This is a genomic window from Bradyrhizobium sp. Kon37 (assembly GCF_055807535.1).
Map to the genome: position 1 here is coordinate 1 of NZ_JBVVOY010000200.1, position 327 is coordinate 327.

The following is a 327-nucleotide window of genomic DNA, read 5'->3' on the forward strand; positions in this document are numbered from 1 at the left end:
GCATATTGCGCCACTTCAGGATGCTGTAGATCTGGAAATCGCAACGGAGGAAGAAACCTCATTGCTGGAAGCCTGGAAAAAATATCGGGTGTTGCTGAACCGTGTTGATACATCAACTGCACCTGATATTGAGTGGCCTACGAACCCTGTCAGGGAGTAATCATTGGGATTATGCCGCAGCACGTCTTAAGCAAGAACATGCTGCGGTTGGATGCTATTTTTTTCCTGAAGCGGAAAACATTACTACAGTACCTTGAACCTTGGTTTTAACATTCTCGAAATGCTCTGAGTGTATATGTGTTAAGCCTTCTTCGGAATCTTTTGTGT

The 327-nt window shown here is 44.3% G+C and carries 1 protein-coding gene; it reads left to right on the forward strand.

Annotated features, from left to right (window positions below; translation table 11 throughout):
• A partial coding sequence (locus tag AC0L3J_RS37795; protein WP_136691593.1) for a tail fiber assembly protein occupies positions 1-160 on the forward strand: 160 nt, incomplete at its 5' end.
• Positions 161-327 lie beyond the last annotated feature (167 nt).